At 55.5% G+C, this 14,164-nt stretch carries 12 protein-coding genes; 2 read left to right on the top strand and 10 right to left on the bottom strand.

The window, feature by feature from the left end; genetic code table 11:
* Nucleotides 1-15: 15 nt before the first annotated feature.
* From ACN0RL_RS03815 to flhA, 9 genes are all read right to left on the bottom strand, one after another.
* Nucleotides 16-756 (bottom strand): flagellar motor protein, encoded by a 741-nt coding sequence (locus ACN0RL_RS03815; protein ID WP_417513856.1) that lies wholly within the window; start codon nt 754-756, stop codon nt 16-18.
* Nucleotides 756-1,919, bottom strand: a complete 1,164-nt coding sequence (locus ACN0RL_RS03810) for a protein-glutamate methylesterase/protein-glutamine glutaminase (protein ID WP_417513854.1) — start codon at nt 1,917-1,919, stop codon at nt 756-758. The genes ACN0RL_RS03815 and ACN0RL_RS03810 overlap by 1 nt, the downstream gene beginning before the upstream one ends.
* A gap of 59 nt (nt 1,920-1,978) precedes the next feature.
* Nucleotides 1,979-4,078, bottom strand: coding sequence for a chemotaxis protein CheA (locus tag ACN0RL_RS03805; RefSeq protein WP_417513852.1), 2,100 nt, complete (start codon nt 4,076-4,078; stop codon nt 1,979-1,981).
* A gap of 17 nt (nt 4,079-4,095) precedes the next feature.
* A complete protein-coding gene (locus tag ACN0RL_RS03800) occupies nt 4,096-4,881 on the bottom strand; it encodes a protein phosphatase CheZ (protein WP_417513940.1) in 786 nt (261 codons plus the stop codon).
* 20 nt (nt 4,882-4,901) lie between these two features.
* Entirely contained in the window at nt 4,902-5,285 is a 384-nt protein-coding gene (gene cheY, locus ACN0RL_RS03795) for a chemotaxis response regulator CheY (protein ID WP_072796801.1), read from the bottom strand.
* Nucleotides 5,286-5,445: 160 nt separating this feature from the next.
* A complete protein-coding gene (locus ACN0RL_RS03790; protein ID WP_417513850.1) occupies nt 5,446-6,183 on the bottom strand; it encodes an RNA polymerase sigma factor FliA in 738 nt (245 codons plus the stop codon).
* A 35-nt stretch (nt 6,184-6,218) separates the two neighbouring features.
* Complete coding sequence (locus tag ACN0RL_RS03785; protein ID WP_417513848.1) at nt 6,219-7,031, bottom strand: MinD/ParA family protein; 813 nt, start codon at nt 7,029-7,031, stop codon at nt 6,219-6,221.
* A gap of 71 nt (nt 7,032-7,102) precedes the next feature.
* A complete protein-coding gene (gene flhF, locus ACN0RL_RS03780; protein WP_417513846.1) occupies nt 7,103-8,422 on the bottom strand; it encodes a flagellar biosynthesis protein FlhF in 1,320 nt (439 codons plus the stop codon).
* Between the two features lie 60 nt (nt 8,423-8,482).
* Entirely contained in the window at nt 8,483-10,663 is a 2,181-nt protein-coding gene (gene flhA / locus ACN0RL_RS03775) for a flagellar biosynthesis protein FlhA (protein WP_417513844.1), read from the bottom strand.
* Nucleotides 10,664-10,897: 234 nt separating this feature from the next.
* On the opposite strand from flhA, the gene upp reads away from it, so the two are divergent.
* Both upp and ACN0RL_RS03765 read left to right on the top strand, forming a co-directional pair.
* Complete coding sequence (gene upp, locus ACN0RL_RS03770) at nt 10,898-11,536, top strand: uracil phosphoribosyltransferase (RefSeq protein ID WP_417513842.1); 639 nt, start codon at nt 10,898-10,900, stop codon at nt 11,534-11,536.
* A gap of 2 nt (nt 11,537-11,538) precedes the next feature.
* A complete protein-coding gene (locus ACN0RL_RS03765; protein WP_417513841.1) occupies nt 11,539-12,795 on the top strand; it encodes a uracil-xanthine permease family protein in 1,257 nt (418 codons plus the stop codon).
* A gap of 207 nt (nt 12,796-13,002) precedes the next feature.
* Here ACN0RL_RS03765 and flhB read toward each other — a convergent pair whose 3' ends face one another.
* Entirely contained in the window at nt 13,003-14,139 is a 1,137-nt protein-coding gene (gene flhB / locus ACN0RL_RS03760) for a flagellar biosynthesis protein FlhB (protein WP_417513840.1), read from the bottom strand.
* Nucleotides 14,140-14,164: the final 25 nt, after the last annotated feature.

Genomic DNA, 14,164 nt, shown 5'->3' with positions numbered 1-14,164 from the left:
AGGGACCGGGGTTGATTACTGCAGGAAGCCCCGCAGACGCAATTCAATGGATTTAGGGTTCTCACCTTCGGCGATGGCGATAATGCCGTCGATCATCATGTCTTCGTACCTGGAACGCTCCTTGACCAGCCCTCTTAACTTGTTGGCAATCGGGAAAAACAACAGATTCGCCAGAGCTACGCCGTAGATGGTCGCCACAAACGCGGTGGCAATGCCGCTCCCGAGCGACTGTGGATCTTCTAGGTTGGTCATTACCTGAATCAGTCCCATGACGGCACCGATTATCCCAATCGTCGGAGAGTAGCCGCCCATGGCTTCAAACACCCTGGAAGATTCCAGATCCCGTTGCTCCCGACAATCCAGATCAATTTCCATGATGCTTCGGATGGTTTCGGTTTCAGCCCCGTCCACCAACAACTGCAGGCCTTTACGGGCAAAGTTTTCCGGCTCTTTTTCGGCCAGCCCCTCAAGCCCGAGCAGGCCCTGTTTGCGGGCCTTCACGCTCCAGTCAATCACCTTGCCAATGCCATCTTCAATACTGATATAGGGCGGAACAAATACCCATCGAGCCTGTGCAGAGGCCCGCTTCAATGTCGGCCAGGAGGTCTGAAGAATTGTCGCGGCAAGAGTACCGCCAATAACGATAACGGCAGCAGGGGCGTTGAAGAGCGAGCTGAGAGCTCCTCCTTCGAGCAGGTTGCCACCAAGGATGGCGGCGAATGCCAGAACAACGCCAAGCAGGCTGAGAACATCCATCAGCAGACGCCCTCCACCAGTCGCGGACCTACGTCATCGAGAGACAGAACTTCATCGCTCAGGCCTGCCTTGGCAACCGCCATGGGCATACCGTAGATCACCGATGATTTTTCATCCTGCGACCAGATTGGCGACCCGCTCTGTTTCATCATGCGGCAGCCTTCCCTGCCGTCTGATCCCATTCCGGTAAGGATCACACCAAGAGTTTTTCCGGGAAACGAACGGGCCAGGGAGCCAAAGGTAACATCCACACAGGGCCGGTAATTCAGGCGCTCGTCTCCCGGCAAAATACGCACCCTGGGCTGACCTCCCCGGTTCTCAACCATCATCTGTTTGCCACCCGGTGCGAGCAATGCGAGCCCGGGGCGAAGAATGTCTCCGTCCTCAGCCTGGCGCACTTCTATCTTGCAAAGTTTATTAAGCCGCTCGGCAAACGCCGGAGTAAAACTCGCCGGCATATGTTGGACAAGTACAATGGGCGCAGGGAAGGACGCCGGCAATGCCGCCAGTACACGCTGGAGCGCAACCGGCCCACCGGTAGAGGTGCCGATACCGACAACGGCATAGTGCCTTGCCGGGCTCTTTCGGGAGGCGCGGCCGGGCTGCGTACTTTGCTGCCCGGAAGCAAGCTGGCGTGGCTCCGGGCGACCCGAAACAGCAGGTCTGGGCGCCGCCGTGGCAGCCGGCCGAGGAGATTGCGGTGCAACATCCGCTTGTGCATGCGCTGAAGATTGCGATGGAGAATGCTGTGTGCGACTGGCCGGCCGGCTGCGGGCGACATCCAGCACGCGCTCTATCAGAATTTTCTGCAACTGGCTGCCATCCCGGGCAATTTCTTCGAAGTTTTTGGGCAAAAAATCCACCGCCCCGGCCTCGAGTGCATCCAGCGTAATTCTGGCCCCCTCATAGGTAAGAGAAGAAAACATCAACACCGGCACAGGATGCCTCTTCATGATCTCGCGCACGGCCGAAATGCCGTCCATGATCGGCATTTCGTAATCCATGGTAATAACATCCGGGCGCAGTGATTCAGCCAGTTCTACGCCCTCGCGGCCGTTTGCAGCAACACCCACCACCCGGATTTGCCCGGACGCAGTCAGTATCTCCGTCAGCCGTTTGCGGAAGAACCCTGAATCGTCTACGACCAGGACAGAAACTGTCATCCGTTTCTCCTACCAAAAATACCTTGTCCCACAGAGCCTTCAGCTTTTATGCGCAACGCTCAACTGTAATGCTGAAGCAGGCTGGGAACGTCAATAATGAGCGCGATACGGCCATCACCGGTGATTGTTGCACCAGCCATGCCCGGCGTGCCCTGCAGGCCACGTCCGAGCGGCTTGATAACCACCTCTTCCTGGCCCACCAACTGATCAACAACAAAACCAACCTGTCGCGTGCCCATGGCCACGATTACAACATGACCGTTTTCGCGATCGGCAGTACCGGAGGAACCTTTAACCAGCCAGCGTTTTATATGAAACAGAGGGAACACCTTGTCGCGCACAACAATGCATTCCCGGCCGTCGACAATGTTGGTGCGACTCAGGTTCAAGTGGAAAATTTCCACTACGTTCACCAGCGGTAGCGCAAACGACTGATCACCCAGCACGATCATCAGTGTTGGCATGATTGCCAGTGTCAGGGGCACCTTGATGATAATTCGTGAGCCCTTGCCCAATTCGGAAACAATGCTGAGCTGGCCGTTAAGCTGGCCAATTTTGGTCTTGACCACGTCCATACCTACGCCGCGGCCAGAGACGTCAGAAATCTGCTCTTTGGTGGAGAAGCCGGCGGCAAAGATCAGGTTGAAACACTCCGTATCTGTCAGACGATCGGCAGCGTCCTGGTCGTAAATTCCTTTCTCTACCGCTTTGCGTCGGAGTACTTCCGGATCCATGCCGGCGCCATCGTCATCAATGGACAGAAGAATATGATCTCCTTCCTGCTCTGCAGACAGGGTAACTGTCCCCTGCCGCGGCTTGCCGGCTTTTTCCCGCACATCCGGCGCCTCAATACCGTGGTCAACCGAGTTACGCACCAGATGGACAAGCGGGTCCGAGAGGGCCTCAACGAGGTTTTTGTCGAGATCCGTGTCTTCACCGTGCATGACCAGGTTCACTTCTTTTTTCATGCTCCTGGCAAGATCGCGAACAACGCGCGGAAAACGACCGAATACTTTCTTGATTGGCTGCATCCGGGTTTGCATGACAGCCGTCTGCAAATCGGTAGTCACGACATCAAGGCTGGAGACCGCCTTGTGCATGTGCTCGTCTTCACTTGCGGAACCCAGCCGCTGCAACCGGTTACGGACCAGTACCAACTCACCCACCATGTTCATGATATCGTCCAGGCGCTTGGTATCGACGCGGACGGTGGTTTCTGCCACCGGAGCCTGTTCTCTGGCAGCTGGTGCCGGGGCAGGATTTTTGGCCGGCGCTTTGGCAACCGGCTGCGCATTGGCCTTGTTTTTCTGTTGTCCGGGTTTGGCGGTTTCAGCTTGTTCCTGCTGAGGCTCTGCTGGCTTGTGAACAGCATCGCCGGTTGTCGGGCTTCCGCCCTTGCCGTGTAGCTCATCCAGCAGCTTTTCAAATTCGTCGTCGCTGATCAGCTCAGCATCATTGCCCGCGACCGGGCCAGCTGCAGCCTTGGCTCCGGCACCTGCGCCCGGAGCCTCTTGGGCCGCAAATTTACCTTTGCCGTGAAGTTCATCCAGCAAGGCTTCAAATTCGTCATCGGTGATGTCATCGCCCGAACCGCCATGTCCTGCGGCTGGCTGCTCCTGAGTCGGACTGGTATCTGCTTTAGCCGCAGGGGCTTCGCCATGAAGGGCATCCAGCAGTTGCTCGAACTCGTCATCGGTAATGTCACCGTCTTCCAGGCCGGCTTCTGAAGGCTTCTCGAGGGGGGCGGCTGCCGCCGAAGGAGCGGCATCCTGAGGCAGAGCCAGCGCATCCAGTGCAGCAATAAGTTCATCAGGCGCAGGGGTCAACTCTTCGCGATTGCGTACCTGCTCGAACATGGCATTGACATGGTCCAGAACCTCGAGGACAACGTCCATGAGCTCAGAATCCACCCTGCGCTTATGGTTACGCAGGATGTCGAAAACGTTTTCTGCTGAGTGGCAGCAATTAACAAGAGCGTCCAGCTGCAGGAAGCCCGCGCCACCTTTAACGGTATGAAATCCACGGAATATGGCGTTAAGCAGATTGCTGTCGTCAGGGTGTTGTTCAAGATCGACAAGTTGCTCAGACAGCTTTTCGAGAATCTCTCCGGCCTCTACAAGAAAGTCCTGAAGGATCTCATCATCGGCATCAAACGCCATGGGTTAACCTCTTATATTCAGAAACCGAGACTGGACAACAGGTCGTCAACGTCGTTTTGTCCCGAAACTACATCTTCACGCTCTTCAGGCTTCATCTGAGGCCCCACTCCCTGTTCAGCAGATACTTCCTCGCCGTCAATGTGATGAACCGTGCCGGTGAGCTGGTCAACATGGCTGGCCATGACAACAAGGCTGAGCATCTGCTCCTCGACATCCTTGACCAACGTCGTAACGCGCTGAATTACCTGGCCGGTCAGGTCTTGGAAATCCTGTGCCAAAAGAATCTCGGAGAGGCTGCTGTATATGGTATCGGCGTCCTGGGTCAGGCCCACAAAAAAGTTATCGATACGGCCGTACAGCTCACGAAATTCCGCAGGTTGCATTTCACGGCGGCGCAAACGCTGCCACTCATCACGCAAGGCGGACGCTTCATCGCGCATTGCATTGGCCACGGGCATGCTCTCTTCAACCAGGTCCATGGTGCGATTGGCAGCCTGGCCTGTCATCTGCACCACGTAGGCAAGCCGATCTGAGGCATCTGTCATCATCGACAGAACTTCCTTCTGTTCGGGGCTGCGCGGATCTATCTGAAAATTCCGGATTGATTCGTGGAGCGTTCGAGTCAGCCGACCGACTTCACGATACAAGCTCTGATCCCGGACCTCACCCAGCTCGTTGATCAGGGCCATAGCGCGGACATGATCTCCGCGTTCAACGCATTGATTGAGTTCTGCTGCCTGGCGCCTTAGCTTCTCGGTTACTTCCGGCTCGAGACCCCGGTGGATCTTCTCGTTATCGTTCATACGATCCATCCAATCTCTGCTTACTGGATTCGTTCAAAAATTTTCTCAATTTTTTCCTTGAGAACGGCAGCAGTGAAAGGCTTGACCACATACCCGTTCACACCGGCTTGAGCAGCCGCAACAATCTGGTCGCGCTTGGCTTCGGCCGTAACCATCAAAACCGGTAGAGTTTTCAGGTTGTCATCGGCCCGTACCGCTTTGAGCAGATCAAAGCCTGACATTCCGGGCATGTTCCAGTCTGTCACCAGGAAATCGTATTTGCCGCTTTTCAGCATGGGCAGAGCCGTGTTGCCGTCATCCGCTTCATCAGTATTTGTGAAGCCCAGATCACGGAGCAGGTTCTTGATAATCCGTCTCATTGTGGAAAAGTCATCCACAATGAGAATTTTCATGTTCTTGTCCAAAGGGACCTCCAGTTAATAAGACCCGGAATTCGTTTGACCTTTGCGCTCAAATTTTGGCAGGCCGCTGATTTAAGCGCTTATTGTCTGATCTTTATGACGGTTGTAAAGCATCGGTTACCAAATACTACACTCCAGTACGATCCGGAAACCTGATACAGGCCTACTGACCATCCTCGTGGCGCCATTCCGACAGCCTGCCTCGCAGCCGCAGCGCCGCCTGGCTGTGAATCTGGCTGACTCTGCTTTCGCTCACGCCCAGCACTGCGCCAATTTCCTTGAGGTTCAATTCCTCCTGGTAATACAGGCTCAGTACCAGCTTTTCCCGCTCGGGCAGCTGTTCTATCGCAGCTACCAGATTGCTCCGAAAGGAATCCGAAGCCAGTCCGTCCAGTGGGTTATCACTGGTCTCTGTCTCTTCTATCGGCAGCTCTCCGGATTCATTGAGCTCATCAAGGCTAAAAAGTCGCCCACTGTTGGAATCAGACAGAGTTGCGTGGTACTCGGAAAGCCCCATACCGAGCTCTTCGGCAACTTCCGCATCCTGGGCTTCACGCCCCAATCGATTTTCAACAGCCTTGATCGCCTGGGCAACCCTGCGACCGTTCCGGTGAACGGAGCGCGGCACCCAGTCGCCTTTGCGGATTTCATCCACCATGGCACCCCGGATGCGGATACCGGCATAGGTTTCGAAGGTTGCGCCTTTGGTTGAGCTATAGCGTTGGGCAGCTTCCAGCAATCCAATCATGCCGGCCTGCATAAGATCGTCCAGCTGCACAGAGGCTGGCAGCCGGGCCAAAAGATGAAGAGCAATTTTCTTGACCAGAGGCGCGTGCGTCTCAATCAGTTCTGAGGAACTTTGTACGCCAGCTTGGTGATAGATTCCCAGATTTTTCGTCAATGTCGTGTATCCGGTATTGTTTGACGGGATCCGTTTCAGACTTCGACGAGCCGCTCCACAAAAAACTCCAGATGTCCGCGGGGAGATGACGGCAACGGCCAGCTCTCTACCTTATCAGCCAGTGCCTTGATCGCGAGCGAGGCTTTGGCCCGGGGATAGGCGTCCAGCACAGCTTTCTGACGCTGAACGGCTTTCTTCACGGCTTCGTCGTAAGGCACCATACCAACATATTGTAGTGCTACATCCAGAAAGCGTTCAGTAACCCGGGTCAGTTTTTCGAACAGATGACGGCCCTCCTGCTCGCTACCTACCTGATTGGCAAGAATACGGAAGCGGTTGGTGCCGTAGTCGCGATTCATCAACTTGATCAGGGCGTAAGCATCGGTAATCGATGTCGGTTCATCACAGACCACCAGAAGCAATTCCTGGGAAGCTCTGAGAAAACTCACAACTGACTCCGAAATACCTGCAGCTGTGTCCACAATAAGTACATCAATCTGATCGCCCAGCTCACTGAAAGCGTTGATCAGGCCCGCGTGTTCCATAGCGCTGAGCTGAGTCATGCGCTGGGTGCCGGAAGACGCCGGCACAATCTTGATACCACCAGGGCCGTTGACCAGAACGTCTCTGAGATCACACTCCCCTGCTAACACATCCTTCAACGTGCGGTTGGCGGTAATGCCGAGAAGCACATCTATGTTGCCCAGACCGAGATCTGCATCAAGCAAAACCACACGCCTGCCCTTCTGCGCCAGAGCAATACCGAGATTGACCGACACATTACTCTTGCCGACACCACCCTTGCCGCCGGAAACTGCGATCACCTGTACCGGATGTGCTTTGCTCATACTGTTTATTATCTCTCGCAACGTTTAGCCGGATATGGTTCATGGCTGAAACAAATCAGATTTTCAGGGCCTCATGCCATTTCGCGGGGGCGTTCTTCACCCGATAACCGCTCTGCAGTAGCCTGCTGCTGAAGCGTTTTAAGGCGCTCGACAGCCAAACGTACCAGCGGAACTGCTTCGGCGTGGTAAAGATCTCCGGGAATCTTTTGCCCATCTGTGTAATAGGCCACCGGCAATCCGGTTTCCATCACAAAGCCCAGAGATTCGCCCAGAGTCAGCGCCTCGTCGATCTTTGTCATCACGCAGCCCGTGAGACCTGCCATCTTATAGCAATGCCATACAGATTTCATAATACGCGGCTGGCTGGTTGCCGAAACAACCAGGTGGGTCCGAACGTTATGATGACTGCGGGCCAGCTCTGCAAGTTGCTCCTGATAGCCTTTCTCTGAGCTGGTCAGCCCTGCGGTATCAATAAGCACCAGATGACGATCCGACAGTTCGTCAAGGATGTCGTCCAGAGTGTGGCTTTCGTCCACTACCCGAACCGGCACATTAAGAATACGGCCGAACACGAAAAGCTGTTCATGCGCCGCAACCCGATAGCGATCTGTGGTAACCAGCGCCAGAGAATCGGCACCATGTTTCAGCACATAGCGAGCCGCCAGTTTGCCAATCGTGGTGGTCTTGCCAGAGCCGGTGGGGCCAACCAGCGCATATACGCCGCCCTCATCAAGCCACTCCTGGCGGGCTGTACGCACTCCGGTAACAAGCATTTTCAAAGCCTGCTTCCAGCCGTCCTCGAGTTTTCCGTTTTTGTGCCGGCGAGACAGCGAACCTGCCAGATCCTGGCTCAGGCCAAATTCCTGCAACCGCTCTGCAAGCCGTTGCTGAATCGCGTTGGAGCCGGGCTTTTCCGGCTCACCGCGCTGGCTGCTCATGAGATCACGCAAAGAGCTGATTTCTGCACGCATGCTGGCCAACTCGTCGGAATAGCCTGCATTGCTGGTGACGTTTGCAGTGACAGGCTCGTCAAAACTCTCACTCGCGGCGTCATGAAGCTCCGCGAATGACGCTTCGGCATAGCCGTGGGGCCGCGCTGCCCGGTTTTCACGAACATCGCGGATACGTGAGCGGGACCGGCTCAGCTCGTCTTCCAGCCGGCGGTGATGCTCTGCCTGCATTTCACCAAGCCGGGCGCCGTTTGTTGCCTCGCTGGCTTTTTCGCCAAGACTCTGGCGCGCCATATTTTCGTCGTAATCCAGCGCCGCGACGATTTCAACGCCACCATCTGCCCGCCGGTTGGAAAGGATGACAGCATCGGGCCCCAACTGCTCACTGATCTGCTTCAGCGCTTCGGCCATGCTTTTGGCAAAAAATCGTTTAACTTTCATGTTATTGCATCCTCCACCGGCAACGCTGCATTGACGTTGTCCGTTCTTTCATCCGCATGCTTACTGGCCTACGGACGCCACGATCGTAATCTGTTTGTTATCCGGTATTTCCTGGTACGAAAGCACATGCAAGCGCTCCACACCGTAACTCGCAAACTTTGCCAACACCGGCCTCAACGGTCCGGATACCAGCAAGATAGCGGGCTTACCCAGCATTTCCTGGCGCTGCACACTGTCTTGCAAAGAGCGCTGCAGCTTTTCCACCATATTTGGCTCCAGAACCATACCTATGTCTTCCTGGCCGCCAGATTGTTGACTCTGCTGAACAGACTTCAGCAATAACTGTTCCAGATCCGGATCCAGAGTGATAACGGGTATCTCCGAATCATTTCCACAAATACTCTGAACGATCATCCGACGCAGCGCCTGACGCGCCACCGTAGTCAGCAATCTGGGGTCCTGGCTCTTCGGATGCACATTCACCATGGCTTCTGCAATTGAGCGCATATCACGAATGGGTACTTCTTCTTTGAGCAGATTCTGGAGCACCTTCAGCAGAAGGCTGATAGACACAGTGGTCGGCACCAGCTCTTCAGCCAGCTTCGGCGAGACTTTTTCGAGCTGATCCAGCCATTTCTGTACTTCTTCATGGCCCAGCAGTTCGTGGGCGTGCTTTTGCAGAACCTGGTTCAGGTGCGTGGCAACAACGGTGCTGGCATCAACCACGGTATACCCTAGGGTCTGAGCCTGGTCTTTCTTTTCCGGTTCAATCCAGCTCGCATCAAGACCAAAAGCGGGGTCCTTGCCTTCTATACCTTCTATTTTGCCGAATACCTGGCCGGGGTCGATTGCCAGTTCCCGGTCAGGGTGTATTTCCGCTTCTGCGATCGTCACTCCCATCAGCGTGATGCGGTAAACATTGGGCATGAGATCCAGGTTGTCGCGAATATGTACAGACGGCATCAGAAAGCCCATGTCCTGCGACAGCTTTTTACGGACACCCTTGATGCGGCTCAATAGCTGGCCGCCCTGAGACTTATCGACCAACGGAATCAAGCGATAACCAACTTCCAGCCCGACAATATCCACCGTTGCCACGTCGTCCCAGCCAAGCTCACGGGTTTCCCCCGGCGCAGGTAACTGGCGGCCCGGGTCGCCACCCGCGTCGCCCGTCAACGGTATATCGCGCCCGCCTGAGCCAGGCGCCACAGCGGCGCCGCCCCGGCCCGGAAACATGCCACCCTCTTCCACCGTTTGCTGGTCTTTTTTCCAGATAAACCAGGCGCCCGCAGCCGCAAGACTGCCCAGCCCCAAAAACGCCACGTGGGGCATTCCGGGGATCAAGCCCAAAAGCAGGAGAATGCCAGCGGCTATCGCCAGAGCCTTGGGCGCGTTGAACATCTGCTGAAGAATCTGCCCACCCATATCCTGGCTGGAGGTAACCCGGGTAACCATGATGGCGGCGGAGGTAGACAGCAGCAGTGACGGAATCTGGGCAACCAGACCATCACCAATGGTCAGCAGCGCATAGCGCTCCATGGCGAGCCCGAAATCCAGGCCATGCTGGACCATACCGATGGCAACACCGCCAATAATGTTGATGGCCAGAATCAGCAGGCCAGCGACCGCATCACCTTTTACGAACTTGGACGCACCATCCATGGAGCCGTAAAAATCCGCCTCCTGCGCTATCTCTGCACGCCGGTGCTTGGCTTCTTCCTGGTTAACAAGGCCGGCATTCAGATCGGCATCAATAGCCATCTGCTTTCCGGGCATGGCATCAAGCGTAAAGCGCGCGCTGACCTCCGAAACCCGGCCGGCACCCTTGGTAACAACCAGAAAGTTGATAATCATAAGAATGGCGAAGACCACAAGGCCAACCGCATAGTTGCCGCCGATCAGCACCGCACCAAAGGACTCGATGACCTTACCTGCGGCATCGCCGCCTTCATGCCCTTCCAGTAACACGATCCGGGTGGAGGCCACGTTCAACGCCAGGCGCAGCAGGGTTGCTACCAGCAATACCGTCGGGAAGGAGGCAAACTCCATGGGCCGAAGCGCGTACACGCAGACCAGAAGAATGACAATCGAGAGTGTGATATTGAACGTGAAGAATACGTCCAGCAAAAACGCAGGCATGGGCAGAATCATCATGCCCAGCAACCCCATGAGCATCACGGGTACGCCGAGGTTTCCCCGCGTCAGGGATTTGACGTTACTAAGGACTAAAGCTCTGTCCATGCCGGAAGCATCTCCGATTCACTGTTTCTGAGGGCGTTTTCAGGGTCGAGTTTCTGACGCTGGAGCGTCTTTTACAGTGTTACCGCAAGATCCATACCATCGCGTTTGTTTTTTCGTTCGTAAGCTGCCTTTACCTGCCTGACTCACATTCCAAGATGCGGTATCCTTGCGCCACTAAAACGCAACACTGAACTTTTAACTACACATTCGCAGACACACAAAGCAGGTGAGCCCATGCCAGTCCACGAGGTTAGACACCCCCTGATCAGACACAAACTCGGCCTGATGCGGCGCTCGGAGATCAGCACCAAGAATTTTCGTGAACTGGCACAGGAAGTGGGTGCGTTGCTGACCTATGAAGCCACCAAAGATTTCAGCTTGCAGCAAAAAACCATTGAAGGCTGGGCAGGCCCGGTTGAGGTGGAGCAGATTCACGGTAAGAAAATCACGGTCGTGCCGATTCTGCGCGCAGGGCTCGGGATGCTGGATGGCGTTCTAAGCCTGATTCCGGTAGCCCGGGTAAGCGTAGTAGGCCAGATCCGGAATGAAGAAACTCTGGAAGCCGACACCTATCTGGAGAAACTCGTTGGCGAACTGGATCAGCGCATGGCACTGATTGTTGACCCCATGCTGGCAACCGGGGGCTCCATGATTTCCACCATTGATTTGCTCAAAAAGGCTGGCAGCACTGAAATCCGCGCCCTGGTTCTGGTGGCGGCTCCGGAAGGTGTAAAAAAAGTTCTGGATAAACACCCGGATGTGTCCATTTACACAGCGTCGGTGGACGATTGCCTGAATGAAAAAGGCTATATCCTGCCAGGGCTTGGCGATGCCGGTGACAAAATTTTCGGCACCAAGCAGAAGGACGTCTGATCATGGAAGACCACACAAAGGATCCTGTCTGGAAGCAGGCGATTGCCGGCTCCCAGATGTTGCTGGTAGCCTTCGGCGCACTGGTGCTGATGCCCCTGATCACTGGCCTCGACCCCAACGTTGCGCTGTTTACTGCGGGCCTGGGCACACTGATATTCCATATTGTGACCGGTGGCCAGATCCCGATTTTCCTGGCCTCATCTTTTGCATTTATAGCACCGGTTATCGCCTCAAAGGGCAAGTTCGGCCTTGAAGAAACCCTGGGCGGCCTGATGGCGGCGGGTATTCTCTATATCCTGCTCAGCGGTGCAATACGCATGCGCGGAACCGGATTCGTAACCCGCCTTCTGCCTCCGGTGGTTATCGGGCCTGTCATCATGGTGATCGGTCTTGGGCTGGCACCCGTCGCGGTCCACATGGCCTCTGGCCGCACCGGCGACGGCGCTGTTCAGCTTATTCCGCAGGATACAGCACTGTGGATTGCAATGATTTCGCTGGCGGTGACCATTGTTGCATCGGTCTGGTCGAAGGGTATCTTTCGCCTGATTCCGATCATGTTTGGTGTGGTTGTCGGTTATATCCTGTCTGCTTTCGCAGGCATTGTTGATACCACGCCCATCCAGCAAGCAGCCTGGCTTGCGGTTCCCAATTTTGTAGCGCCAGCGTTCAGCTGGGGCGCTATCCTGTTCATGATTCCGGTTGCCATTGCGCCAGCCATTGAGCACATCGGCGATATTCTGGCAATTGGTAACGTTACCCGCAAAAATTACCTGGAAAAACCCGGCCTGCACCGCACTCTGCTGGGCGACGGCCTTGCTACCAGCGCTGCTGCTTTGCTGGGCGGGCCACCAAACACGACCTATTCAGAGGTAACCGGCGCAGTGATGCTGACCCGCAACTTTAACCCGAAGGTTATGTGGTGGGCAGCATGTACGGCGATCGTCCTGGCCTTTGTGGGCAAATTCGGCGCAGTTCTTCAGACAATCCCTGTTCCGGTTATGGGTGGCATTCTGTGCTTGCTGTTCGGCTCCATTGCCGTTGTAGGCATGAGCACGCTGATTCGCCATCAGGTGGATCTTTCTCAGGCGCGGAATCTGGTTATCGTGGGTGTGACTCTGGTGTTCGGCATCGGCGGCATGGTTCTGGGCCACCTTGAGGGTATCGCCCTGTGTGCGGTAGCGGCGATCATTCTGAACCTGATACTTCCGGGCAGCCGCGAGGCCTGGGGTAAGGCTATTTACGAGCACAAAGAAGACTGACATCCGCACAACCCTGCAGGCAGCCTTTGACTTTGGTGCCTGCAGGCGAGATATCGTGAGGTCTAACGAGGGGTGGTGGGTGACCTTTTCAGAACTGTCGGTGGCCTAGGACGGCCACCGTCAAGCGCCCATGGATGGGCTCGTAGCGTGTCCTGAAAAGGCCACCCACCATCACTCCTCCCCCAAACCAGAAGGCTAGGGACCAAACTAAATATCCCGCCGCAGGTCAGAAGGAATCGGTAAATCAGGCATCCCGGGCTTTGGCCCACGCCCCTTGCGGAACTGCCGAAGCTGGAACACGTAAGCCAGCACCTGAGCAATGGCCATATACAGACCATCCGGGATTTCTTCGCCTATATCACTGTTGTGGTAAATCGCACGGGTAAGGGGCGGAGTGCGAAGAATCTCGACTTTATGCTCACGGGCAATTTCCATGATTTTGAAAGCCGTTTCATCATTGCCCTTGGCAACGACCACAGGCGCGGCCATGGAGTTGGAATCATACTTGAGCGCCACGGCGTAGTGAGTCGGGTTGGTGATGACTACGTCTGCCGTGGGCACATCCTGCATCATGCGGCGCTGGGCCATTTCGCGCTGGAGCTGGCGAATCTTGCCTTTTACCTCCGGCTTGCCTTCCGTGTCTTTGTATTCGTCTTTGACTTCCTGCTTGCTCATTCGCAGCTTTTTCTGATGATCGAAAATCTGAAACGGCACGTCGATGACGGCAATAATTATGGTGGCGCACGAGAGTAGAAAGAAGCTCCAGCCAAGCGTCCAGAGCACGTGCTCCATGGCCGGCACTGCGGGTTCGTCGGCGATGGCAAGCAGGTCTTCGGTGCGAACGTCCAGTATGAGAATCGCGAGGGCCATAACCAACCCGACTTTGGCGATGGCTTTGACCAGTTCGATCAGGGAGCGCGCGGAAAACATTCTGCCCAGACCTTTTATAGGGTCCATGCGATTGAGCTTGGGAGCGATAGCTTTACCGCTGAAGAGTAACCCTCCAATGCCTATGGACCCGGCGATAGCAGCGATGAGCAAAAGCACGAGAATGGGTGCCAGGGCCCAGGCGGCCTCTTTGGCAGAGGACATCAGCTGAATGCTCATGTGTCGGGTATCGAATATGGCCGAGCGTTCCAGAGTAAAGGCATCACGCATGATGGCCTCCATTGAGGCTCCCAGCTGAGCACCAAAGATCAACAAACCACCTGCGCCGGCGATCAGTACCGCCATGGTGGCCAGTTCTTTTGATCGGGCTGTCTGGCCATCCTCTTTGGCTTTTTCGAGCCTTCGGGGGGTGGCCTCTTCGGTTTTTTCCTGACTATTGTCGTTATCTTCTGCCATGCTCTGACTCTTTAGGTGTCGCCAG

Origin of the sequence: Marinobacter sp. (assembly GCF_048259445.1) — a bacterium.
In the GTDB taxonomy this organism is placed as follows: Bacteria; Pseudomonadota; Gammaproteobacteria; order Pseudomonadales; family Oleiphilaceae; genus Marinobacter.
Note: the sequence above shows the minus strand (reverse complement) of the source record. Positions and strands in the feature narration are given on the sequence as shown.

Coding starts and splice junctions, on each gene's coding strand:
- flhA (WP_417513844.1), bottom strand. CDS start 10,663: ATGGACAGAGCTTTAGTCCTTAGTAACGTCAAATCCCTGACGCGGGGA.
- flhB (WP_417513840.1), bottom strand. CDS start 14,139: ATGGCAGAAGATAACGACAATAGTCAGGAAAAAACCGAAGAGGCCACC.
- ACN0RL_RS03785 (WP_417513848.1), bottom strand. CDS start 7,031: ATGAGCAAAGCACATCCGGTACAGGTGATCGCAGTTTCCGGCGGCAAG.
- ACN0RL_RS03815 (WP_417513856.1), bottom strand. CDS start 756: ATGGATGTTCTCAGCCTGCTTGGCGTTGTTCTGGCATTCGCCGCCATC.
- ACN0RL_RS03805 (WP_417513852.1), bottom strand. CDS start 4,078: ATGGCGTTTGATGCCGATGATGAGATCCTTCAGGACTTTCTTGTAGAG.
- upp (WP_417513842.1), top strand. CDS start 10,898: ATGCCAGTCCACGAGGTTAGACACCCCCTGATCAGACACAAACTCGGC.
- flhF (WP_417513846.1), bottom strand. CDS start 8,422: ATGAAAGTTAAACGATTTTTTGCCAAAAGCATGGCCGAAGCGCTGAAG.
- ACN0RL_RS03800 (WP_417513940.1), bottom strand. CDS start 4,881: ATGAACGATAACGAGAAGATCCACCGGGGTCTCGAGCCGGAAGTAACC.
- ACN0RL_RS03810 (WP_417513854.1), bottom strand. CDS start 1,919: ATGACAGTTTCTGTCCTGGTCGTAGACGATTCAGGGTTCTTCCGCAAA.
- ACN0RL_RS03765 (WP_417513841.1), top strand. CDS start 11,539: ATGGAAGACCACACAAAGGATCCTGTCTGGAAGCAGGCGATTGCCGGC.